This is a genomic window from Komagataeibacter diospyri (assembly GCF_006538165.1).
Classification (GTDB): domain Bacteria; phylum Pseudomonadota; class Alphaproteobacteria; order Acetobacterales; family Acetobacteraceae; genus Komagataeibacter; species Komagataeibacter diospyri.
The window spans coordinates 1-22025 of record NZ_BDLU01000001.1; the positions used below are offsets into that span (position 1 = coordinate 1).

Annotated in this window: 19 protein-coding genes, 1 tRNA gene and 1 riboswitch; of the genes, 12 read left to right on the plus strand and 8 right to left on the minus strand. The window is 60.8% G+C overall.

Going from position 1 to position 22025, the window contains the following annotated elements; all coding sequences use genetic code 11:
• Positions 1–310: 310 nt before the first annotated feature.
• Positions 311–1081, plus strand: coding sequence for an SDR family oxidoreductase (locus tag MSKU9_RS00010; RefSeq protein ID WP_141259320.1), 771 nt, complete (start codon positions 311–313; stop codon positions 1079–1081).
• A 71-nt stretch (positions 1082–1152) separates the two neighbouring features.
• Here the strand turns inward: MSKU9_RS00010 and MSKU9_RS00015 are convergent, their stop codons facing one another.
• Positions 1153–2130 carry a hypothetical protein gene (locus MSKU9_RS00015; protein WP_141259321.1) on the minus strand — a complete coding sequence of 326 codons (978 nt, stop codon included), beginning with the start codon at positions 2128–2130 and terminating at the stop codon, positions 1153–1155.
• A gap of 299 nt (positions 2131–2429) precedes the next feature.
• Here MSKU9_RS00015 and MSKU9_RS00020 point away from each other — a divergent pair, with 299 nt between their 5' ends.
• The 6 genes from MSKU9_RS00020 (at position 2430) to MSKU9_RS00045 (ending at position 8547) form a co-directional block, all read left to right on the plus strand.
• Complete coding sequence (locus tag MSKU9_RS00020) at positions 2430–2972, plus strand: Dps family protein (protein WP_193557594.1); 543 nt, start codon at positions 2430–2432, stop codon at positions 2970–2972.
• A 291-nt stretch (positions 2973–3263) separates the two neighbouring features.
• On the plus strand, positions 3264–4358 hold the full coding sequence (locus MSKU9_RS00025; RefSeq protein WP_227002278.1) for an AraC family transcriptional regulator: 1095 nt from the start codon (positions 3264–3266) through the stop codon (positions 4356–4358).
• A 391-nt stretch (positions 4359–4749) separates the two neighbouring features.
• The gene (locus MSKU9_RS00030) at positions 4750–5691 is read left to right on the plus strand and encodes a 2-hydroxyacid dehydrogenase (RefSeq protein ID WP_141259324.1); all 942 of its coding nucleotides are present in this window, start codon (positions 4750–4752) and stop codon (positions 5689–5691) included.
• Positions 5692–5984: 293 nt separating this feature from the next.
• Positions 5985–6066: riboswitch (Fluoride riboswitch) on the plus strand.
• A gap of 112 nt (positions 6067–6178) precedes the next feature.
• A complete protein-coding gene (locus MSKU9_RS00035; RefSeq protein WP_141259325.1) occupies positions 6179–7555 on the plus strand; it encodes a voltage-gated chloride channel family protein in 1377 nt (458 codons plus the stop codon).
• Entirely contained in the window at positions 7552–7884 is a 333-nt protein-coding gene (locus tag MSKU9_RS00040) for a hypothetical protein (protein ID WP_227002279.1), read from the plus strand. The genes MSKU9_RS00035 and MSKU9_RS00040 overlap by 4 nt, the downstream gene beginning before the upstream one ends.
• Before the next feature lie 165 nt (positions 7885–8049).
• Positions 8050–8547: a DUF4232 domain-containing protein gene (locus MSKU9_RS00045; protein WP_141259326.1), complete on the plus strand. Its 498-nt coding sequence runs from the start codon at positions 8050–8052 to the stop codon at positions 8545–8547.
• Between the two features lie 65 nt (positions 8548–8612).
• Here the strand turns inward: MSKU9_RS00045 and MSKU9_RS00050 are convergent, their stop codons facing one another.
• The 5 genes from MSKU9_RS00050 to MSKU9_RS00070 all read right to left on the minus strand — a co-directional run bounded on the left by MSKU9_RS00050 (position 8613) and on the right by MSKU9_RS00070 (position 13637).
• Positions 8613–9443, minus strand: coding sequence for a phosphoenolpyruvate hydrolase family protein (locus MSKU9_RS00050; protein ID WP_141259327.1), 831 nt, complete (start codon positions 9441–9443; stop codon positions 8613–8615).
• Positions 9421–10653, minus strand: coding sequence for a Tm-1-like ATP-binding domain-containing protein (locus MSKU9_RS00055; RefSeq protein ID WP_141259328.1), 1233 nt, complete (start codon positions 10651–10653; stop codon positions 9421–9423). Before MSKU9_RS00055 ends, MSKU9_RS00050 begins: the two co-directional genes overlap by 23 nt.
• Positions 10650–11843, minus strand: a complete 1194-nt coding sequence (locus MSKU9_RS00060) for an arabinose transporter (RefSeq protein WP_141259329.1) — start codon at positions 11841–11843, stop codon at positions 10650–10652. Before MSKU9_RS00060 ends, MSKU9_RS00055 begins: the two co-directional genes overlap by 4 nt.
• Entirely contained in the window at positions 11818–12114 is a 297-nt protein-coding gene (locus MSKU9_RS00065) for a putative quinol monooxygenase (protein WP_141259330.1), read from the minus strand. The genes MSKU9_RS00060 and MSKU9_RS00065 overlap by 26 nt, the downstream gene beginning before the upstream one ends.
• Positions 12115–12197: 83 nt before the next feature.
• Positions 12198–13637 (minus strand): aminotransferase-like domain-containing protein, encoded by a 1440-nt coding sequence (locus MSKU9_RS00070; RefSeq protein ID WP_227002280.1) that lies wholly within the window; start codon positions 13635–13637, stop codon positions 12198–12200.
• Positions 13638–13711: 74 nt separating this feature from the next.
• On the opposite strand from MSKU9_RS00070, the gene MSKU9_RS00075 reads away from it, so the two are divergent.
• From MSKU9_RS00075 to MSKU9_RS18870, 3 genes are all read left to right on the plus strand, one after another.
• Entirely contained in the window at positions 13712–14998 is a 1287-nt protein-coding gene (locus MSKU9_RS00075) for an MFS transporter (protein ID WP_227002281.1), read from the plus strand.
• A gap of 155 nt (positions 14999–15153) precedes the next feature.
• A complete protein-coding gene (locus MSKU9_RS00080) occupies positions 15154–17331 on the plus strand; it encodes a beta-N-acetylhexosaminidase (protein ID WP_141259331.1) in 2178 nt (725 codons plus the stop codon).
• A gap of 371 nt (positions 17332–17702) precedes the next feature.
• Positions 17703–18365, plus strand: coding sequence for a DUF1176 domain-containing protein (locus tag MSKU9_RS18870; protein ID WP_141259332.1), 663 nt, complete (start codon positions 17703–17705; stop codon positions 18363–18365).
• Between the two features lie 73 nt (positions 18366–18438).
• Here MSKU9_RS18870 and MSKU9_RS00090 read toward each other — a convergent pair whose 3' ends face one another.
• Together MSKU9_RS00090 and MSKU9_RS00095 are read right to left on the minus strand one after the other, a co-directional pair.
• Positions 18439–18924: a DUF523 domain-containing protein gene (locus tag MSKU9_RS00090; RefSeq protein WP_141259333.1), complete on the minus strand. Its 486-nt coding sequence runs from the start codon at positions 18922–18924 to the stop codon at positions 18439–18441.
• A gap of 436 nt (positions 18925–19360) precedes the next feature.
• Positions 19361–19434, minus strand: a tRNA-Cys gene (locus MSKU9_RS00095).
• A 180-nt stretch (positions 19435–19614) separates the two neighbouring features.
• Between MSKU9_RS00095 and MSKU9_RS00100 the strand changes: the two genes are divergently transcribed.
• Complete coding sequence (locus MSKU9_RS00100; protein ID WP_141259334.1) at positions 19615–20301, plus strand: protein-L-isoaspartate O-methyltransferase family protein; 687 nt, start codon at positions 19615–19617, stop codon at positions 20299–20301.
• A 115-nt stretch (positions 20302–20416) separates the two neighbouring features.
• Entirely contained in the window at positions 20417–21856 is a 1440-nt protein-coding gene (locus MSKU9_RS00105) for a TolC family outer membrane protein (protein ID WP_141259335.1), read from the plus strand.
• Positions 21857–22025 lie beyond the last annotated feature (169 nt).

The following is a 22025-nucleotide window of genomic DNA, read 5'->3' on the forward strand; positions in this document are numbered from 1 at the left end:
GAGAACTTCTTCTGCAAGCTCAAGGAGTTCAAGCGCATCGCCATGCGCAGCGAAAAAACAGACAGATCATTCGAAACCATGATCTATCTCGTTGGCGCAATCATCAATTCAAGATAATTCCCAACAGGCCCTGAAAAAAAGCTTCAACAAAAACGTCTTTATGACTGCAGGCTGTTTCCTGACCTGAGGTCAGGGCAGAAGAATCACGAAAACGTGTCATAAAATTATGAATGTTCTGTGTGGCGTCAATGCCCTGAATGAGAATTTCCTTATATTTTAAAGAAGGTTACTTATTCAGGAGTATAAAAACATGGGACGCGTATCGGGAAAGGTGGCGCTTGTTACCGGCGCATCATGCGGGATCGGCAGGGCGACAGCCCTGCTGCTGGCGCGTGAAGGGGCGAAAGTGGTTGTGGCCGACCTGAAGGCGGATGAAGGTCGGGCCGTCGTCTCCGAAATTACGCAAGCAGGGGGTGAGGCGCTGTTCGTCCCGCTTAACGTTACGGCTGAAGATGACTGGAAGCAGGCGATGGCCGCCATTGCCGCGAAGTTCGGGCGGCTGGATATAGCAGTCAATAATGCTGGCATCCTCTATGCCGGTTCTGTCGAGACAACCAGTCTTGCTGACTGGCGGCGTGTGCAGTCGGTCAATCTGGACGGGGTATTTCTGGGCACGCGTTACGCCGTGGAAGCCATGAAGCCACATGGTGGGGGATCGATCATAAACCTGTCCTCCATCGAGGGGCTGGTTGGTGACCCCACGCTTGCCGCCTATAACGCCAGCAAGGGCGGTGTCAGGCTGTTCACCAAATCAGCCGCACTGCATTGTGCGAAACAGGGTTACAGGATCCGGGTCAATTCCATCCATCCCGGCTACATCTGGACCCCGATGGTGCAGGGCTTTACCCAGGAAACCCCGGACCAGGCCGCAGCCCGGCAGAAGCTGATTGACCTGCATCCGCTGGGTCATCTGGGGGAGCCGGATGATATTGCCTATGGCATCGTATTCCTGGCATCCGATGAATCAAAATTCATGACCGGCAGCGAACTGGTCATTGATGGTGGCTATACCGCACAGTAATGCAGTCCGTATTCATTTGAACGAAGCAGGTATCCGCGCCCCGTGGTCAATGCCGGGACGCGGCTGCCTGTTTACGGACAGCGACGCGGGACATAGGACACGACCCGGTCCAGCAGCGTATCCATTTCGGGCCGGGCAATCGGGTCGATGCAGGTCGCCACATAGGCGCGTGCGCGCTGCTTTATGGTATTGGCCGAGCGGAGGCTGATGGAAAGCGCGTCACTTTCTTCAATCAGGTCCGCAACCGTCATGTGCCGCTGGAACGCGGTGCGGGCAATGTCAAAGGCGATACGCTCCACCACCGTTTTCATTTCCGCGCGGCCAAAGGCCGACTGGCAGTTCATTAATTGTGCATTGGCCTGCGCATACAGACGGATGACCGGAAGCTTGCCACTACGGTGGAAATGCCGGTGGTGCCATGACCGTGCCCATATATGTTCGCGGTGGGCAGTTTCATATTCATGTATGTCCGTGCTGTCATCCCGGATCAGGGCATGTACCGCACGCGCGGCAAGCCATGCGGACGCAAAATCGGGATAGGCCTGTCCGTTCCATAGCGGTTCGACACCACGTGAACCGGTGGCGAAGCGGAAATTACGTTGCCCGTCCACACCATACAGGATGGAGACGGATGGGTCCGTTAACGGATCCTGCCCCACGACAAGGATATGCCCCCCGTCACCCGCATGCATGTGGCGTTGCAGGGTAAACAGGTCGAACAGGGCATCATCGTCAGCCGAGCGTTCAGCATGCGCCTTTACATAGGTCAGGAAAAGCGGATTGCGCACGCCGGTCACGCCACGGGGGCAGAAATCAAACCGCCACCACCGTGACATCCTGACCATGTGGAACGCCAGCGCATTGCGCAGCCGGGTCAGGGCGGGGGAGACGGCGCCATCGTTGCACAGGGCCTGTATGTCACGGAACCGGGCCGTCAGCATGTTGATCTGCCGGGCGAAAGGGCGCCGGGGATCAAGATAGTGAAGAAACAGGCCCGGTGAGGAATGTTCAAGGTGCCAGTCGGCCGTGCATCCTGTGGTTTCACTCATGATTGACATGGTCCCTGCATGAAAAAAAGGAGTGCGGCATCGCATTCGTGCGATGCCGCAGGAGTTTTCACGGCGGTGTGCTGGGAAATCGACGGTTGGGAAAACTGCCTGATCGTGCCGTGAGTGCCTTGGTCTTATTGCAAACGAATATCAATTGCAATACAAAATCACGGGGTGAAAACGATACCACCCATGCATGCCCGTCCACCACGAACCGCGCCCATCGCCCGGCGTTAAGGGGGGCAGCCACCACGTTTGCGCCCGGCCATGGCGGGTGCTGCACCAGAACAGGGGAAATGATGATGACAGACAGGATGGCACAGGCAGGCGCGGCCCATGTCCGGACCTATCTTGGTACGCCAACGGGCCTTAAGCAGGCAGCAGTGCATGAAATCGCTACAGGCCTGAAGGCGGTGCTGGCGGATGTTTTCGCGCTGTATATCAAGACCAAGAATTTTCACTGGCACATGAGTGGCCGCCATTTCCGTGATTATCACCTGCTGCTGGATGAACAGGGGGAACAGATATTCGCCATGACCGATCCGCTGGCCGAACGGGCGCGCAAGATCGGGGGCACGACACTGCATTCGGTAGGGGAAATCGGGCGGCTGACAAAGGTTGCGGACAATGATGCGGAATATGTCACGCCGGAGGACATGCTGGCTGAACTGCGGGAAGATAACCTGGCCCTGACGGCACGCCTGCGTGCGGTCCATGGTGTGTGTGACGAGGGTCATGACGTTGCCACCGCCAGCCTGCTGGAAACATGGATTGATGAGACCGAACGCCGGACATGGTTCCTGTTCGAAGCTACCCGTCCGGCCTTTGGCGGGAATGACTAGGGCGGTTGCTCCGTGTCGGTTCATATGGATGGGGCGGGCTTTTTCCGCCCCTTTTTCATGCCCATGGCGCGTGACGCCACTTTCATGTCCGGAAATGTCGTGCTGTCACGCAATGCCCGACACGCGGAGATAGGCAGGAGGGGCGGGTTGGTGTTATTCATGCCCCATGAAGCGCAGGGACAGGAGTAACACGGATAAGGGAATGGGACGCAGCTGTGGTTATGTGCAGGGGCTGGTGCGGGTTCTGTTTGTGTCGGCAGTCGGCCAGCAACGGGGCGGCAGGGGATGCAGATGACGCCAGCCGGTCCTGATACGGCCTCCTCCCAGATGGATGCCCCCCCCGCGGGCAGTCCGGAACTGGGGCAGTTCGCGTTGCAGATACCGGGCATGCACCTGAACAAGCTGTTGCAGGTGCTGGAATCGCGTGGTGTATCCGTTGCCCATATCCTGACCCGTTTCGGGCTTGACCGCTCCGGCCTGCGGCTGGGGGGATCGCATATCCTGTACGGGGATTATGTGCGCCTGCTGGACTGTATCCTGACGGAAGTCACGGTACCGGGGCTGGGTTTTCTGGCCGGGCGGCATATCAACGCAGCCGATTTCGGGGTGGTGGGCTATGCCTGCATCAGCGCGCCGACATGGCGGGAAGCCATAAGCCGCTTCATCCGTTATCAGGCCCTGCTGGGCTATGGCATCCGCATCCGGCAGAATCTGGTCGAAGATGCCCGCCATGCCGTGATCGGCGCGCGTGTCCTGCCCGAACTGCCCGCGCGTACCCTGCTGTATCTGGTGGAAGAATGGCTGGGTAACTGGAGCGCGTGGCTGGAAACCAGTGGGCTGGACCTGGCGGAAATCCGTCTGGTGGTGCCTCGACCGGATCATGCAGCGCTGTACATGCGGTATTTTTCCTGTCCGGTGCGTTTTTCATGCGCGGAAAATGCAATCCGCATCTGCCGCAGCCATCTGGGCAGCATGCCCGAAATGGCGAATGATATCGCAGCCAACATGATGGCGGATTACTGTGAAAACATGTTGGCGCGGATCAACCAGAGCCTGAGCATTGTCGAACGCGTCCGACAGAGCATAAGCGCCCAGTTCCGCGCGCCGCCAAATGCCGCACGTCCCACGCTGGAGGTCGTCGCCGCCGATCTGGGCATGGGCGCGCGGACCCTGCGCCGCATGCTGGCGCTGGAGGGGGTGCGCTTCCAGGATCTTGTCAACGAACATATGGCCCGTCTGGCGCAGGCCATGCTGCGCGACAGTGACCGTTCCATCAAGGAAATCGGCTTTTCGCTTGGCTATACAGAAGTGTCCGGCTTTCACCGTGCCTTCCGTTCATGGACCGGCGTGACCCCTGGTGCCTATCGAGAGGGCCGGGACGGATAGGGATGGTTTGCATGAATTTAAAGTAAACTACGTATTATTGATATTTTGCAGGGGAGTGCCTACCCACTATCGTAACGTTTCCATTGGCATGCGTCGGCATACTCATGCCGTGTATGAAATGAACTGGTTTTGTGTATTGTATTGAGTGTGGTTTTGTAGTATTTACTTATATTTTGTTTGTTTTATTTAATAATTTTGTCAATTCCTGAATGAATTATACAGTCAGTATTGTAAAAATTGTCCGTTCTGTCCATTGTGCATGTTGGCTGAAAATGGATGCGACGGGAAACAGCGCGTATTCGTAAAACCAGGTCACGGCAATCATGCCTGCCGCCGTCAGGAAAGTAGGCCATGGCGCAGGAACGGCAGGCCATTAAGGGAGAGAGAGTGGATGGCACGGCTTATTATCAGCGCGGATGGACCCGGTGCCGTGGCAGGATGGCGCGCCGTCTTCCATCATGTCGCCCCGGATCTGGAAACCTGTTCATGGTATGACCCCGGTCTGGAGCCGCAGGCGGATGATTACGCGCTGGTCTGGACACCGTCCTCCACTGATCTGGCCCGCATGAAGGGATTGCGTGCGATTATCTGCACCGGGGCAGGTGTCAACCACCTGCTGGATGACCCTGCCTTTCCCGTCCATGTCCCGCTGGTCCGCATGGGCGGGGACCAGACGGCGGGCCTGATGGCTGATTATGTATTATGGGCGGCGCTGGGGTTGCTGCGCGATGCCCGGACATGGGCGCTGCAGCAGGCGGTGGAAGTATGGCGCAATAACCGCGTGTCGCGCACCAGCACCGAGACGCGGGTAGGCATCATGGGCATGGGGCACCTGGGTGCGTATGTGGCGCGTCACCTGCACCATGTCGGTTTCATGGTGTCGGGCTGGCGACGTTCGCCCCGGGATGTGCCGGGGATCCGCGTATTCGCTGGTGATGAAGCACTGCCCGGATTCCTGCGTGACGTGGATATTCTGGTCAACCTGCTGCCCAGCACGACCCAGACGCGCGGCATGATCAATTATGACCTGCTTGCGCAACTGCCGCGCGGGGCGGGGCTGATCAATGTGGGCCGGGGCAATCATGTGGTGCAGGCGGACCTTATCCGCGCGCTGGATGAAGGCGTGCTGGGCGGGGCCGTGCTGGATGTGACCGTGCCCGAACCGCTGCCGGCAGGGGACCCGTTATGGAGCCATGAACGGATCACGGTCACGCCGCATGTGGCATCCGAAGCCTCGCGGGAGGCACAGGTGCGTTATGTCGTGGATGTCATCGGCCAGATGGAACGCAACGAGCGTCCCGCGCTGCTATGCGACCCCGGTCGGGGATACTGATCTGTCAGGGATTTCTTCAAAACAACGTATTGATAAAAAATAACAAGGTTTCTTTTGCACCCTCTTTTTGAAAAAGGGGTTCCCCCCTGATGTCTTTTTGGAAAAAAGCTTCATTAAAAAATTTCCCTGGTAGCGTTTGAAACTGTCCCGCACACGTTCGGGATCCTGATGGTATGCGGCACGCATCCATGATGCGTGCTGTCTGTCAGGAATGATGCATGACCGTAGCCCGGGCAGGAACAGTGTTGCGGTCATGTGATCATGCTTGACCATAGTCGCGATCCGGGCTTTTAAGGATGGACGGCAATGGACTCTGCCGGACCATGTTGGTCGAACCGCTCCCTGCCAGTGGGAGCTGATGATTCCTACCCAATGCCATTACGGCAACAAGGGGAGGAATCCGTGTAGGGTCATAGACATCATGTCCGCGTGCAGGCCGGAACTGCCTGCTATTCCATGAAAAAATTGCCGGGTCTGGCGAATATCAATGAATATTGACGTAATAATGCGCGATGGCTGCCGTGTGGCGGTCATGTTGCTGAAATGGGCGTGTCTTCTTGTCGGGCTGTCAGCGTGTGTCGGCAGTGCGTGCGCCGTGTTCCTGTGGTTGCTGGATCAGGCGGCAGGGACACGGGTGTCCCACCCATGGCTGCTGTATGGCCTGCCGGCGGCCGGGATTGCGATCGGTCTGCTCTATCACTGGTTCGGTCGCACGGCGGAGGGGGGCAATAACCTGATCGTGGACCAGATTCACGAACCCGGCGGCGGCGTGCCCCTGCGCATGGCGCCACTGGTGCTGGTGGGGACGGTTGTCAGCCACCTGTTTGGCGCATCGGTCGGGCGCGAGGGCACGGCGGTGCAGATGGGCGGCAGCATCGCCAGTGCGATCGGGCGCCTGTGCCGCCTGCGTGACGTGCATGAAATCCGCATCCTGCTCATGTCCGGCATTGCCGCAGGTTTTGCCGCCGTATTCGGCACGCCGGTGGCGGGGGCCGTGTTCGGTATGGAAGTGCTGCGGGTGGGGCGCATTGAATATGGCGCGCTGGTTCCCGTTATCCTTGCCGCCACGGTGGCCGACTGGGTCTGTCATGCATGGGGGATCGAACACGTGCCCTATACCCTTGGCTTCCATGGTTATGCCGGGCGGGATGGGCGATTTTTCCATGCGGACATCATCCTGCTGGCCAAGGTGATGGTGGCGGGTGTGGCGTTTGGCCTGGCCAGCCTGTTGTTTGCTGAATCCGTACACCGGGTTGCCGCCCTGTTGCGGCGTGCCTGCCCAATGCCGTGGCTACGGCCCGGCATTGGCGGGGTGCTGACCATTGCGCTGGTATGGATATGCGGGTCACGGGATTATCTGGGGCTGGGAATTATCGCCCCGGAGGATGGGGGCGCGTCGATCCTCGATTTCTTCGGCCCGGGGCACTATCCACTGGCATGGGCGTGGAAGCTGGTCTTTACCGTTGCGGTACTGGCAGCGGGCTTCAAGGGCGGGGAGGTTACGCCCCTGTTTTTTATCGGGGCCGGATTGGGCAATACACTGTCCGGTATCCTGCATGCGCCGGTGGACCTGCTGGCGGCAGTGGGGTTCGTGGCCGTGTTCGCCGGTGCGGCCAATACGCCACTGGCCTGTACGCTTATGGGGGTTGAACTGTTTGGCGCGGCGGATATCGTCTATTTCGCTACGGGCTGTTTCGTGGCTTATGTCTGTTCGGGGCATTCAGGGATCTATCTGGCGCAACGCATCGCAGTGCCCAAGCGGTACACAGCACGTTCAATGGCGGGCGTGACACTACGGCAGGTCCGCGCGGGATATCAGCCTGATATACCCGGACCATCGATGGACGGAAAAACATCATCATGACCATGGATCCCGCCATTTTTCATGTCTCCACGCCATCTGGCCGCGTGGGGCGCGCCATGGCCACAAGCGGGCTGTGCCTGGCGGCTGTCTGCGTGGGACCGTTTGCCGACGCGCGGGCGACGGAAAATGTGTCCCCTTCGCCCGTGGCACAGCGGATCATCACACAGCGCATCACCGCACTGCCCGCGCGGGAGCGTCCCGGTATCATGGGACAGGACATGGCGTGGCAGATGACCACCTTCCTGTGTCAGGACGTTGCGCGCTCGGTGCTGGTGCGCAGGGGTGGCGCTGCCACATCGCTTCTTCCTGCAGGACGATCGTCCCGGTAGTCAGGTCGTGCTCAGTCCGGCCCTGATAGAAGGGCGCGGCCAGTACATGCCAGCCACAGGTCCGATGCGCTGGGTGGCGTTTACATGGGCCTGTCATCTTGACCCAGCTACCGGCCATGTCGTGCATTTTGACGTAAATCCGGCGGCACGGCAGCGCCGGGGGTCATGATGCGGTGGCTGGCGACAGCCATGGCTCTTGGTCTGTTCCTCCTGCCGTTATGCGGCCATGCCCGTTCCGTGCGTGACTGCACATTCCGTCACACGGTCATGATGCTGGATGATGGACAGGGTGTGTTTGATGGCATGATGCATGGTGGCATGTGGCTTGTATTACGCAACACGGGTCCACGGGCCTGTTCGCTGGCATCATTCGGCCCGCTGCTGTTTGAGGACGAGCACCATCGCGCCATTCCGGTCCGGTGGCAGCAGGCCGTAGCCATGCCAGACAGCGTGCTGCGCCCGGGCGGGCAGGTCAGGACAGCCCTGCGCTGGGTGTCAGGCAATGCGTTTGATCCGGGTTACTGCATCATGCCTGCGACCCTTGTGCTACCGCTGCGCAAAGGCGCGCTGAGGCAGGCTTTCGGTCGTAGCCTGTGCGCCCCGTCCGGCATGCCGCCCATGCTGGAACAGCAGCCATGGCAGGCAGGACCGGAACGGCAATAAACAGAAGTTTCTGGTCAAGCTTTAAAAAAAGCGGCACCCAAAACGTTTAATATTTCAAATTCCTTTTAGCGGGTCAGGGACTTGAAGTTGCGGGTCTGTTCGGTCAGGGCGAGTTCAACCGGCAGGCGTTCCATGCTGGAGGCACCGTAAAAGCCATGGCAGTCCGGGCAGGCGGACAGGACTTTCTGCGCATCAGCCGGCATGGCAATCGGGCCGCCATGGCACAGGGCGATGATGTCAGGGCGCACGCTGCGCGCGGCATCGGTAATCGCATTGATGCGTTCAATGCAGTCATCCAGCGTAAAGGCGGTTTCCGCCCCGATCGCGCCGCCAGTCGTCAGCCCCATATGGGCCACCAGCACGTCAGCGCCCGCTTTTGCCATATCCACGGCATTGGCGGGGTCAAAGACATAGGGCGTGGTCAGCAGGTCTTTGTGGTTGGCGCGGGCGACGACGTCCACCTCCATGCTGTAGCTCATGCCGGTTTCCTCAAGGTTCTTGCGGAAATTGCCGTCAATCAGTCCCACGGTGGGAAAGTTCTGGATGCCCGAGAAGCCGACGCGCTTGACGTCGTCAAGGAAGACATCAAAATCCACGAACGGATCGGTGCCATTCACTCCCGCCAGTACCGGCGTATTGGGCACGACGGGCAGGACTTCACGTGCCATTTCCATGACGATCTGGTTGGCGTTGCCGTAGGCCAGCAGCCCCGCCAGCGACCCCCGGCCCGCCATGCGGTAACGGCCGGAATTATAGATCACGATCAGGTCGATCCCGCCTGCCGCCTCGCATTTGGCAGACAGGCCGGTACCAGCGCCACCACCCACGATGGGCTTGCGCGTGGCGATCATGGTACGGAATTTGGCAAGGATCTCACTGCGGGGAATGCTGGGCATTATCTGTGTCCTTCATGAAAATACGGGAAAATTCATGCGAAAGCGCATCGGCAAAGGCCGGGTCGTTGATCGCATGGGGCAGGCGGATCAGCTTTCGGCGCGGGGTCTGGTCCAGTGTTTCGGACAGGGCGTTGTAAAAGGCTTCATCCGCCACCGGATCGTGAAACGGCGCGCCCGGCTGGTCCAGCAGGGAAAAACCGCCCTCGGGGTAAAGGAAGCGGACCTCCCCTTCGCACCGGTTCAACTGGTGGCCGATCATATGACCCATGGCGCGGCACTCTGCCGGGCTGGTGCGCATAAGGGTGATCTGGGGATTGTGTTCGACAAACACGCGGTCACGGTAGCGTTCGGGCACACTGGCGCGCGCGCCGAAATTGACCATGTCCAGCCCACCGCAACTGCCCACATACGGGTATTGCGTGCGGATGACGGCACCAAGGCGGTCCGTATCGCACGGGAAAATGCCGCCTGCCACCAGATCGCAGAACTCGGTCAGTGTCACATCAATGAAACCGCGCATGACCCCGTCATCCGCCAGTCGTTCCATCGCCTGTCCGCCAGTGCCGGTGGCATGGAATACCAGGCAGTCAAACTGTCCCGACAGGTCATGGACGATATGATCAACACATGGCGTGGTCACGCCAAACATGGTCAGGCCAATGGCGGGACGGGGATCTGGGGGAATATGGCATGGGGCCAGCACCATACCCGCCATGGCATTGGCGGCGTTGCACAGGATAACGCGCGACAGGCGGTTCAGCCCTTCCATGTCGGTTACGGAATACAGCATGGCAATGTCCGATCCCCCGACATAGGGCGCGGTATTGCCTGACGCCACGGTGGAAACCACAAGCTTGGGCAGCCCCAGCCGCAGCGCCTGCAACGCAGGCGCCACCAGCGCCGTGCCACCGGACCCGCCAACGGCGATCACGCCCGTCATGTCGGTGCGCGCCAGCAGGTAATGGCGCAGGGCAACAGCCATTGCGCCGATGGAACGCCCGCGTTCGCCACGGAATACGGCGCTTTCGCCATCGGGGTGGAAGGCCGCCACCGTGCGTGCGCTGACATCCGCATCCGCAGGCGTACCGCGCGTGCTGACATCCACGATCAGTCCCGTAACCCCACGTGCATGCAGGCATTGGCGGATATAGACCAGTTCCGCATGTTTGGTGTCACAGGTGCCAAGGATATAGACGGGACGCGCCGTCATGCTGGTTTTTCCTCATGCCAGCCATTGAGCAGGCCAAGGATGATGGCTGCACCGCCCGTAGCGCACAGCCCCCCCACCAGAAAGACGACGCCATATCCGTAACGGTCCGCCAGAAGCCCGGCCAGTGGCCCGGTCGCGCCATAGGCCAGATCCTGAAACGCGGCAAATCCACCCAGCGCCGTGCCGCGCATGTGCGGGGCGACCAGTCGCACGACCTCCACCCCAAGGGAGGGATAGACCATGGAACATCCGGCCCCGGTCAGCACCGCGCCCGCCAACGCCAGCAGTGGCGTGGGCGCATACCATAGCAGGTACTGTCCCGCTGCCTCGATCAACAGGGAAAACAGCGCCACCTTCAGCCCGCCAATACGGTCGGGCAGGTGCCCGCATATGACGCGGCCAGCTACGAACGCCACCCCGAAACAGGTCAGTCCCAGCCCGGCATAAGGCCAGTGTGCATGCAGGAAACGCAGTGGCAGGAAGGCACCAAGGGCTGCAAACCCCACCCCCTGCAACGCCACCGCGATACCCTGCCAGCGGATGGTGCCCAGAATACGCCAGAACGGGGGCCTTCCCCCCGCATGCGGCCGGGAAGGTGGTACGCTGTGCACCAGCGCCAGCCCCACCAGCGGCAGCAGGGCGGATACCAGCATAAGGACACCCAGCCCCCAGTAGTTGTATATCGCAAGCCCGATCGGTCCCCCCACGGCAAAGGCCCCATACATGGCCGCCCCCGTCCATGCCAGTACCCGTCCCGCGCGCTGCTGGCCCATAAGGCCGATACCCCAGCCCAGCATGCCCACTATGGTCAGGCTTTCCCCGATCCCCAGCAGCAGCCGTCCCGCGATTACGATGGCATAGCGTGCGCCATGGGGCAGGCCGGTCACTCCCGCCAGCACGCAGATCAGGCTGGCCGCCACATACAGCGCCAGCCCCGCGCGCATGCACGGTCGTCCCCCCTTGATGTCGGCAAAGGCGCCGGCATGATTACGGCTGAGGATGGTGGAAAAGAATGCAATGCCCACCGCCAGTCCTGCCAGCCCGTTGCCGTAACCCGACCAGTGCAGGATGGCGACCGGCAGGGCCGCCAGCGGTAGCGCCACCGCCATGTAGGACAGGAACAGCGCGATGGCGAGGCGGCCCAGCTGCCGCAGCGGTCCGGTATCAGATTTCACGTGTAATGCGCACATGCAGCGGTTCGGCCAGCGCGGTTTTGAACACTTCCGCCATTGCCTGAAAATGTGGCGTGGTTTCATGTTCGGCCAGCGCTTCAGGGCTGGTCCAGCGTTCCACGAACACAAGAACCTCACGATCCGATATATCACGATGGCATTGGTAGGAGATGTTGGTTTTTTCCAGCCGGGATGCCTTCACACAGTCATGGATGGCAGCGATTGCCACTTTTTCATGGTCGGGACGGACGCGTATGGTGGCGATGACCGTAATGGGCTGCTCTGTCATGGACTGTCCTTGGCTTACTGTCTGGTCCGCGGATGATAGGATGCTGTGACACTTTTCTTCTACGAAGAAAGTGTCACGTGACACTATTGTTGCATCCTCTCATGTACGTGACGCAGGCGGTGCAGGGCTTCCGTCAGGTCGGGCAGGCCAGCCGGGCCAAGGCACAGCCGTATGCCGCCCTTTGTGCAGGTATCCGGATCCGCCATGAAGGGCTGTGCCGGGGTGACCCGCACATCTTGACGTGCGGCGGCACAGACAAACGCCGCAGCCTGTTCCACCGACATGGGCATCCATGCGTGAAAGGCGTCATAGGACGGCGCTGTCAGGACCGGGCCGAGAAGGCGCAGGGCCAGTTCGCGCCGTCGTCCTGCCTCGCCCCGTAATGCGCGCCGGACGGAGGCCGCAGTGCCATCCAGCATCCACTGCGCCATCATGGCATAGGACAATGGCGCGATCATAAGCGATGAATTCAACAGGGCGTCCTGTGCCGCGGCCATGAAACGGGCAGGGGGCGCAAGTGTTCCGATACGCAATCCGGGGCTGAGGGTCTTGGACAGGCTGTTGACGTAAAACGTCCGCTCCGGTGTCAGCGTCACCAGCGGCGGCAGAAGGTCGTCGCGCGCGCAGTCATAGACATCGTCCTCGATAATCAGGGCATCATGCGCCCGGCATATCCGCGCGATATCATGCCTGCGGGTCTGATCCATGGTGGCGGTGGTGGGATTATGCATGGTGGGGGTCACATACAGCACGCATCGGCCTGTCCCGTGGGCGCGCAGCATGCGCTCAAGCGGTCCGGGCAACAGGCCATGCCGGTCCATGGGCAGGCCATGGGGCAGCAGCCCCGCCTGTCGCAGCAGGGACAGCATGCCGGGATAAGCCAGTTCTTCGGTTATGACGATGGTGCGGACCCTGCGGCATACGCTTACGGCCACGCCAAGGGCCTGCTGCGCCCCGCTGGTCAGCAGCAGGCGGTCGGGGGGCATATCCACCCCCAGTTCCGTCAGCCAGTGGCTCATGATCCGGCGGTGTTCGATATGCCCGGCGATGGGGGGATAGACATTGAACAGTGCCGGATCGACCGTATGGGCAAGGCGGTCCAGCGTGCGGGCCAGGGCGCGATTGCCGAACATGGGCGGCGGCATGTTGGCCGACAGGTCGATCATATGCCCCGACCCGCCGGGGCGGGAGGCCACGAACATGCCGCGCCCGCGCACGCTGCGCACCAGTCCGCGACGTTCCAGCATGGCATAGGCGCGCGTAACGCTGCCCACCCCTATGCCCAGTCGCCACGCCAGGTCACGATGCGCGGGCAGGCGGTCACCCGCATCCAGCTTTTCCCTCAGGATGTCATCCGCCAGCGCGTCCGCCAGACGTTCGGCGGGGGACGCATCACCGGGTGGCAGGTGCGGGTGCCATGGGGAATGCAGGCGCATGTGGGAGCCAAGCCTGTCCTGTTGTGGGTCACGTCCGGCATAGCAGGTCGCGTCCAGGCACGAAATATGCAGGTTTGCGGCCGTCATTTCCATGTATCATGTTGCGTATCCATTACAATCAGGGCGCGGCACAGACTGCACCCCGGCAGAAGGGAAACGACTTGGCCCAGCATCGTATGGCGGGAATGGACAGCGCCCATGGCATGCGCCCACTGGCTGTCATGGCCGGGCTGTTTTTCATCATCGGCTTTGTCACATGGCTGAACGGGCCATTGATTACCTTCGTGCAGGTGGCTTTCGGCCTTGGCCCGGTGGGGGCGTTTCTGGTGCCGATGTGTTTTTACCTGTCCTATCTTGTTTGCGCCTTTCCCGCGATGGGACTGGCGCGGCGGATGGGACTGCGCGACGGGATTGTGCTGGCCCTTGTCATCATGGCGGCAGGCACGTCGGTATTCGGCGAATGCGTGGGTGGGCGCTGGTATCCCGGTGCGCTGGCGGGACTGTCCGTGCTGGGGGCGGGGCTGACGCTGCTGCAGGTCACGGTCAATCCATATGTTACCATGCTGGGGCCGCCACAGGGGGCGGCACGCCGTATCGCGACCATGGGGATCGCCAACAAGGTATCAGGAATTATCGCACCAATTATATTTTCTGTTCTGGTCATGTACGATATTGGCGACGTCATGACCCATCTGGCCAATGCAGGGGACAGGGAACAGCGCGAGGCTGTACTGGCTACATTCGCCCATGCCGTGGTGATGCCCTATCGCTGCCTGGCGGTTGTTCTGCTGCTGGTAGCCCTTGGGCTGCGCCATGCGGGCCTGCCTGATATCCGGCTGGTTGATACCGATGACACCATGCCACGTTCCGGGCGTATGCCCGTCCGGGCATGGGTGGGGATTGCCGTGGTGTTCATATATGTGGGTGTGGAAGTCATGGCGGGGGATGCCATTGGCGTTTATGGGCGGGGGATGGGAATTTCGCTGGGGCAGGCGCGGTTCCTGACCTCACTTACACTGGGGGCCATGCTGGCGGGTTATGCGGCCGGGACGGTCATGGTACCCGCCCTGTGCGGGGCAGTCCGCTATCTGCTGTCATCCACTGTTCTGGGGATGGTACTGTGTTTTGCCGCGACCATGATGCCGGGTGTCGGGTCGGTCCTGTGCGTGGCACTGCTGGGGCTGGCCAACGCCATGATGATGCCGATCCTGTTTCCCCTTGTCCTGCAGGTGGCGGGCAACGGGCAGTATCTTGCTACGGCACTGCTGGTTATGGCGTTTTCAGGAGGGGCGTTCATGCCGCAGCTTTTCGCTGGCCTGATCCCGGTTGTCGGTATGAAGCCTTCCTTTATGGGTATCATGCTGCTCGCCTATGGCATCATCGGCGGATATGCTCTGTGGATGGAGCGTGCGGGGCGGTCGAACCCGGACTTGGGGGACAGACGATAATGGGGCAGCATACCGGGGCGCCTGTGCAATGTCGTGCAGATTATAAGGAAATTTTTTGGTGAAGCCTTCTTCAGAAAATTAAGGGCGCACTTGGAATTTTTATTCTTTTCCAATGCTTTATACTGAAGTGCTTCTTTACGGGGAATAGTGCCGCCATGCCCGATATCCGCCGTTTCCGTTCTGGCCTGCCGCTTGTGTTCATGGCGGGACTATGTGCGCATATGCCTGCGGCGGTGGCAGGGTCTGCACTGATGCCGCAGCCACGGGCTTACCATCTTCAGTCCGGCGCAATGCCGCTGACCGGAGGGGTGGTGGTGGAATGGCAGGGGATGCGATCCGCCTTGCTGGACCATGCGGTGGAACGTTTCACGCAACGCCTTGCCGCCCTGTCCGGGCGTGACGCCGCACCGGTGGGGCGACCGGGGCTGACCTTGCGTATCCATTGCCTGGCGCGGGATGCGGATATGCTGTCCATTCACATGCATGAACACTACACCCTGCGGACCGATACACAGGGGGCGACGCTGGAAGCGGATGGACCGGCGGGCGTGCTGCGTGGTCTGGCAACGCTGCTGCAACTGGTGGAACGGCGGGATGGCGGGCCGGTGCTGGATGCGGTCGGGATTGATGACGCCCCGCGTTTTGCATGGCGGGGCCTGCTGGTGGATGTCAGCCGGCATTTCATGTCCCTTGCCGCGCTTGAGCGCCAACTGGACATGATGGAGCTGACAAAACTGAATGTGCTGCACCTGCATCTGTCAGACGGGCAGGGGTTCCGGGTGGAAAGCAGGCTGTATCCCCGCCTGCAGCAGGTGGCGTCTCACGGGCAGTATTATACGCAGCGGCAGATACGCGAACTGGTGGCCTATGCGGCGCAGCGCGGTATCCGCATCGTGCCGGAATTCGATACGCCGGGGCATAGCTACGCATTGCTGCTGGCCTATCCGCAATATGCGGCCCAGCCCGTGGCTGCCCCCATGGATCCCAAACGGGTGGTCCGGGCCGCGATTGACCCGACCAGTCCGCAGGCCCGTGATTTTATCGCCCGGCTGTACCATGAAATGGCTGGACTGTTTCCCGATGCCTATTTCCATGTGGGTGGTGATGAAGTCCGGCCCGATGAATGGACGGGAAACCCACGTATAAACGCCTGGATGCAGCAGCATGGCTATACCACCGCCGCCCTGCAGGCCATGTATACGCAACATGTGCATGACATGCTGACACGTGATGGCAAGATCATGATGGGTTGGGACGAACTGCTGGACGCCCCGATACCCGCCAGCATCATGATCGAGTCATGGCGAGGGTCACGGTATACGGCGGCGGCCACGCAGGCGGGGCATCCGGTTGTGGTGTCGTCGGGATATTACCTCGACCTGCTGTTGCCTGCGGTGGCGCATTACCGGGTTGACCCACTGGACCCACAGGGCAACGGCCTGCCGCCCGATCAGGTGGCGCAGGCCCATGCACCTTTTCTTGAACCCTTCGCACTGGATCCTGCAGCTCGTATGACGCCGGCGCAGGATGCCCGTGTCATGGGGGCGGAAACCGCCCTGTGGACGGAAATCGTGACGGAGGAAATGCTCGATAACCGGCTGTGGCCACGGGCCGCCGCACTGGCAGAACGGTTCTGGTCGCCAGCCAGTGTGCGTGATGAGGCCAGCCTTGCTGCCCGCCTGCCGGTTGTTCAGGCGGAACTGGAACTGCTGGGCAATCGCGCCACGGCTGACCGTGCGCGTATGATGGCGCGACTGGTCCCCGATGATGTGACGCCACTGGCGACCCTGCTGTCCGTAACCAGTCCGGTGCGCAATTACGCCCATAACCATGTATTTGGCCCCAGCCGTGTTACCCCCACCGCAGATCCGCGCCCGCTGGATCGTGCCGCTGACATCGCGGCGACGGACAATGCGCAGGCCACCCTATTTTACCATGATGTGCTGTCTTATCTTGCGGGGCAGAAGGATCTGGCTGCCAGCCTGCATGCCCGGCTGGAAAACTGGCGGGGAAATGACATCCGCCTGCGGCGGCTGGCACAACGTGATCCCTCTGTTGCGGAAGTGCTGCCCGCATCCGCCCTGCTGGCGCAACTGGCGCAGGCGGGGCTGGATGCCATGGATCGTCCCGCAACCAGTTGGCGTGAACGCGCCGAAGCCGTCGTCGCAACGGCGCAGGGACAGTCTGCCGCATCGGCTTCCATGCTTGCGGTCCGCGGCCACGCCCAGCCCGCGGGTGACCTGTTGCCTGATATTACCCCCGGCATCGTGGCATTGGTGCAGGCTGCGCCAACACCGGGAAAGGTATTGCAGCAGGACGTGGGGCAACAATAATAAAAAGGCCGTCTGCCGTCGGACTGATGGCGTAAAGGTCCCGCATTCATGATGGAATGACCGGATTGTGGCTGAACTCACCGCTGTTCGCGTAATCCCTGCGATTGAAAACGATGCCGGCGGTTATTGTCAGATACCTGTGTCGTTGCCGGTGTCTTGCATGAATCTGCACGAACCGGGCAGGAACATGATGCGCAAGGCACCTGAATGAAAAACTGGCTGTTTGTAATGCTGTTGCTGCTCGTTGGGACGGCACGGGCGGCGGAACCATCTTACGACAGGTATGGTAACTGGTTTGTCGCCTGTGATAATCGGCTGTCCTGCGAGGCCAGAGGCTTTGCCGATGATAGATAAGGACTATTATACCACTGATGGGGTTTGTCACGGCCCAGTCACGGATTGATGAACGGCAGGGTCGTGTGAGTGGCCCGACCGCATTGATACGCAGGGGAAACCGCCCGACCAGTGCGGTTCCTGTTCCGCCGACATTGCCATACATTTCCGTCTTTCACCCGCATATCGTGCTTGAACGGGGCGAACAGGATCGCCTGATGACCCGGACGCGAAAGATGCTGGCACATTTCATCAGCAGCCAGTCCTGTGATCCGCCCACAGGTGGGATACAGGAATTCCAGGAAAATGGCGTGTATGGGCTGGATCAGGATAATGCCCTTGTCGTGATCGGCTGCCAGATGGGGCCATATCAGGGGAATGCGATCCTGTTTGGGGCGCCACGCGACGGGGAAGGCAGGCCGACACCCGTGCGGTTACCCGTACCCCGCCCGCACCACAAAGATACGGGTCTTTATGGTCCCGTTCTTACAAACCCGGACTTTGATCCGGCGACCGGCGCCTTGGTAACACTGGTTATGGGATGCGTCCGGAATGATTGTGGAACCCGGGCTGAATGGTATTGGAGGCAGGCACATTTCATACTGACGAGCATGAACGTTCAGGAGACCTGTGGAGGAAGTGCGCCATTAGGGAACTGGCCCAGCCTATATCGCGCCACGCTGTCGAGTGTAGAAAAATAGGGATTTGTATCATGGAGCAGGCCACAATGCCCTTTGGCATACCTATTAAATTCAATTCTGAACAACGGATTGTTCAGTCCATCATGGCTTCAAGGCGGGCAAACAGGGACGGGGCATAGACCGCAATTCCGTTGCGGCGCAGCAGTGCCGCCGTAACGCCCTGTCCCGCATGGCGCGTGCCAGTGAACCGACCATCATAAATGAAGCTGCTGCCGCAGGAAGGGCTGCCGTCCATCAGCAGGGCGAACCGGCAGTCATGGCGCCGTGCCAGATCCAGCATCATGTAGGCCCCGGTCAGAAAGGGGGCGGAGACATCATGGCCGTCTGCTTCACATACGCGGCCTGATCCGTCCAGAACGGCGGCACCGTCCTGACTCCGGATGATTTCAGCGGGTGGCCGGGGTGTCGGCAGGCCTGCGGCGGTTTCGGGGCAGAAGGCTATGACCCGCCCCTCTGCCTGCCAGCGCGCCAGACTGTCCTGCATCAGTGTTCGCGCGGTGCCATCATACCGGACGGGCTGGCCGGACAGGCAGCCGCTGATGAGCAGGGTCGGTTTCATGCCCTGAACATGACATGACCTGCCGAGGGAAGAAACCGGGCGGTGATGGTACGGAAGGATATTATGCAGGAGATGACGTCAGGCATGCCGGGTCAGGCTTCTCGGCGGACGGGTGCAGGCGGGAAAATCGGGCCGTACGCGCATCATGGTTCAGGTCCGGCGGGCGCAGGCGGCTGTATGATCGCAATTAGAATATATCTGGATATGATATGGCCGGTATAAACCCTTGGACAAGGTTTACACATGCACCTGAAAAATTGTCTGAATGTAGACTATGGATGGATAAATGCTTGCAGGTGCTTCCTTACTTTTTAAAGGCAGCGTTTTCTGAAGCTTTATGAAAGACACTTCACCCAAAACTTCTTTATCGTTTGCAGGTTTTTAAAACAGCCTTCAGGCGAAGATCTGGAACGTCCTGCATTTCAGGGGAAGCGAGTGGAGGTCTGGGCGGGAATCGAACCCACGTACGCGGATTTGCAGTCCGCTGCATCACCATTCTGCCACCAGACCTCAGCGGCTCTGGCGCTATATCTGCCGAAATGTGCCTCAGGTCAAGCCGTTGTGTGCAGGAAGGGCGTTGTTTCGGTGTAAAAGCGGCGCATAAATAGAAAAAAAGCCGGGAAAATGTTGCCCGTCCGGCCGGGCGGCCGAGATCTTTCCCGTCAGGGCATTGTGTTTCAAGGAAACGTTATGGACAAGACAGACCCCGATTATGTGCCTCTTGATTTTGTCGCGGCCCGCCAGCGCATGGTCGATGCCCAGATCCGTCCCGCACAGGTCAGCAATCCCCATGTGATCGCGGCCATGCGCGCGTTGCCGCGCGAACTGGCGGTGCCTGATGCGCTGCGCGCCTTTGCCTATGCTGACCAGAACCTGCCGTTGGGGGAAGGGCGCTACCTGACCGAGCCGCGCGTGACGGGGCGCATGCTGCAGGTGGCGCAGGCCGTCAGGGGTGAACGCGTGCTGGTGGTGGGTGCGGGTACCGGATACCTCGCGGCATTGCTGTCCACCATGGGGGAGTCGCTGGAAGTTGTCGCCCTCGAATCGGAACGGCGGCTGGCGGATATCGGTCGCGCGCTGTGTTTCACATGGGCTCCCGATGTGCACTGGCGTGATGGCGCGCTGGTTCATGGCGCACCGGATGACGGGCCGTATGACCTTGTCATGATTGACGGGGCGGTACGCGAAATACCCCCGGCGGTACTGGCGCAACTGGCGCAGGACGGGCGTGTGATCGCGCCGGTCTGCGCTGATTCCGGGGTGATATCCGTCAGTCGCATCGTGCGCACGGCACAGGGCAGCGCGGTTCAGCCGCTGTTTGATGTCGCGGTTCCCCTGCTGCCGGAGCTTGAACCGGCCCCTGCCTTTGTCTTCTGAAGAAGGGGGCATGATCGGGCAGCCGGGTTAACCCCTGCGCAATATCCTGTCCGTAAGGATGTCATGCGGGCCGCAATGCGTTCCCGCATGGCATTTCAGGCGGGCAGGGACGGTCATGAGGGGAAACTGGGCAATCGGGGCGGGTAGTGCGGCAATCCTGTGCTGTGGCACGGCGCTGGCGCGCGTGCCGATGCCCCAGGCGGGAGGGGAGCAGGATACTCCCCATACCCTCAAGGCCGCGCTGGCCATGGCTTACCTGACCAATCCCGTGCTGCGGCAGGAACGTGCCACCCTGCGGGCGACGGATGAACAGGTCCCGCAGGCACTGGGTGGGTGGCGTCCCACCATTACCGGCAGCGCCAACATGTCCTATTATTCGGGACTGATGCGCATGGCCCCGGCTGCGGGGGAAGCCGGCGGGTATATGCGTCGTTACGACAGTCCTGGTTATTCCGGCGGGGTCAGCATTTCGCAGCCAATCTACAGTGGTGGCAGGACGACGGCGAATACGCACAAGGCGCGGCATGCCGTCATGGCGGAGCGCGCGCGCCTGATCGAGGCGGAGCAGCAGGTCTTTTCCGATGTGGTCAGCGCCTACATCAACGTGGTGGAAGATGAACAGATCCTGAGCATCGACATCAATAACGAACAGGTTTATGCCGCCCAGCTGCATGCGACCGAATTACGCGCGCATGGCGGTGAAATCACCCATACCGACGTTGCGCAGGCGCAGGGTGCGCTGGCCAATGCGCGCGCGGTCCGTCAACTGGCCGAAGGCACGTTGCAGGCTGACCGCGCGACTTACCGGCAGGTGGTCGGCAGTGACGCGCCTGATGACCTGACGCCGCCCCAGCCGCTGGTGCTGCCGCTGCATACGGAACAGGACGCCATGACGCAGGCGGTGCAGAATAATCCCGAAGTCATCGGCGCACTGTTTGACGAGGCTGCGAAAAAGGACGCCGTAGGCGTGGCCTTTGCCGCCCTGATGCCTACAATCAATGCCGAGGCAGCCTACTCGCACGCCATCAATCAGGAAGAGGGCCGTTCGCTGAGCGATAACAAATATGCGCTCGTCAGCGCCTCCATGCCACTGTATCAGGGTGGGGGCGAATATGCCGCCGTGCGTATGGCCCGCCAGCAGGCGGCCGAGGCCGCCCGTACGGTGGACGTGCGCCGCCGTGCCGCGATCCAGCTGGCAGCAGCCAGCTGGCAGCGCATGCAGGCCAACCGCGAGGCGATCGACAGCAACCGTGAAGCCGTCGCCGCCGACGCCGCGGCCCTGCACGGCATGCAGCGTCAGGCCATTGTGGGTACCACCACCACCCTTGCGGTACTGCAGCAGCAGGAAACCCTGCTTCAGGCGCAGATCGCGCTGGTGCGTAGCGCGGGCAACCTTGTACAGTCCTCCTATCAGGCCACGGCGGCCATCGGGCGGCTGACTGCGCGCGACCTGAATCTTGATGTCCCGCTTTATGATGAACAGGCCTATTACCGCGCCGTGCATGACCGGCTGTGGGGGATCAGCGATTACGCCACCAGCCAGCCGGGGCGCTGACGCGATACGCATGTATTGCCGATCACATCCGGCAGCGGATGACATGACCTGTGCATGATTGCAGGTGGTTCCGGTCAGGGCGGGTGGACGTGGGGCCGATAAAGATTGCATGCGCGCCGTTCCCTTCGCGCCGGTTTGGGGTATATCTGCCCTTGGCCGGGCGCGTTGT

Excerpts from the sequence above, each read along its gene's own strand:
- MSKU9_RS00090 (WP_141259333.1), bottom strand. The coding sequence starts at position 18,924 with ATGAAACCGACCCTGCTCATCAGCGGCTGCCTGTCCGGCCAGCCCGTC.
- MSKU9_RS00060 (WP_141259329.1), bottom strand. The coding sequence starts at position 11,843 with ATGTGCGCATTACACGTGAAATCTGATACCGGACCGCTGCGGCAGCTG.
- MSKU9_RS00010 (WP_141259320.1), top strand. The coding sequence starts at position 311 with ATGGGACGCGTATCGGGAAAGGTGGCGCTTGTTACCGGCGCATCATGC.
- MSKU9_RS00030 (WP_141259324.1), top strand. The coding sequence starts at position 4,750 with ATGGCACGGCTTATTATCAGCGCGGATGGACCCGGTGCCGTGGCAGGA.
- MSKU9_RS00015 (WP_141259321.1), bottom strand. The coding sequence starts at position 2,130 with ATGAGTGAAACCACAGGATGCACGGCCGACTGGCACCTTGAACATTCC.
- MSKU9_RS00045 (WP_141259326.1), top strand. The coding sequence starts at position 8,050 with ATGATGCGGTGGCTGGCGACAGCCATGGCTCTTGGTCTGTTCCTCCTG.
- MSKU9_RS00050 (WP_141259327.1), bottom strand. The coding sequence starts at position 9,443 with ATGCCCAGCATTCCCCGCAGTGAGATCCTTGCCAAATTCCGTACCATG.
- MSKU9_RS00025 (WP_227002278.1), top strand. The coding sequence starts at position 3,264 with ATGACGCCAGCCGGTCCTGATACGGCCTCCTCCCAGATGGATGCCCCC.
- MSKU9_RS00105 (WP_141259335.1), top strand. The coding sequence starts at position 20,417 with ATGAGGGGAAACTGGGCAATCGGGGCGGGTAGTGCGGCAATCCTGTGC.
- MSKU9_RS00100 (WP_141259334.1), top strand. The coding sequence starts at position 19,615 with ATGGACAAGACAGACCCCGATTATGTGCCTCTTGATTTTGTCGCGGCC.
- MSKU9_RS00070 (WP_227002280.1), bottom strand. The coding sequence starts at position 13,637 with ATGACGGCCGCAAACCTGCATATTTCGTGCCTGGACGCGACCTGCTAT.
- MSKU9_RS00035 (WP_141259325.1), top strand. The coding sequence starts at position 6,179 with ATGAATATTGACGTAATAATGCGCGATGGCTGCCGTGTGGCGGTCATG.
- MSKU9_RS00080 (WP_141259331.1), top strand. The coding sequence starts at position 15,154 with ATGCCCGATATCCGCCGTTTCCGTTCTGGCCTGCCGCTTGTGTTCATG.
- MSKU9_RS00065 (WP_141259330.1), bottom strand. The coding sequence starts at position 12,114 with ATGACAGAGCAGCCCATTACGGTCATCGCCACCATACGCGTCCGTCCC.
- MSKU9_RS00055 (WP_141259328.1), bottom strand. The coding sequence starts at position 10,653 with ATGACGGCGCGTCCCGTCTATATCCTTGGCACCTGTGACACCAAACAT.
- MSKU9_RS00020 (WP_193557594.1), top strand. The coding sequence starts at position 2,430 with ATGATGACAGACAGGATGGCACAGGCAGGCGCGGCCCATGTCCGGACC.
- MSKU9_RS00040 (WP_227002279.1), top strand. The coding sequence starts at position 7,552 with ATGACCATGGATCCCGCCATTTTTCATGTCTCCACGCCATCTGGCCGC.
- MSKU9_RS18870 (WP_141259332.1), top strand. The coding sequence starts at position 17,703 with ATGGGGTTTGTCACGGCCCAGTCACGGATTGATGAACGGCAGGGTCGT.